Source organism: Streptomyces sp. P9(2023) (assembly GCF_032436795.1).
Taxonomy (GTDB): domain Bacteria; phylum Actinomycetota; class Actinomycetes; order Streptomycetales; family Streptomycetaceae; genus Streptomyces.
In genome coordinates, this window is sequence record NZ_JAUPWM010000556.1 from 1 (window position 1) to 264 (window position 264).

Annotated in this window: 1 protein-coding gene; it reads right to left on the reverse strand. The window is 54.2% G+C overall.

The window, feature by feature from the left end; genetic code table 11:
- Positions 1–264, reverse strand: a 264-nt coding sequence (locus Q5762_RS38685; RefSeq protein WP_315896999.1) for a hypothetical protein, incomplete at both ends; no start/stop codon positions are given.

Genomic DNA, 264 nt, shown 5'->3' on the forward strand with positions numbered 1-264 from the left:
GCAGCAGCGAGCGCCTGAATGCCGTTTAGCTGGGCATCAATGAAGCTGGCAATCTCTACCGTTGCAATCTGAATTGCGGCGCGGATATTGGCCGGGATCTCAGCGAACGAGAAGCCAATGCTTGAGGCGTCTTCCTCTGTATTGCTAGTGAATCCAGATATCAGGCGGTCAAGCTCAATAATGTCTTGGCCAATTGCCTGCAATGCGCCCTGCCATGCGAAAAGTCCGGCGATCACATCCTCACTTGTCGCCATCTCAAGCGCG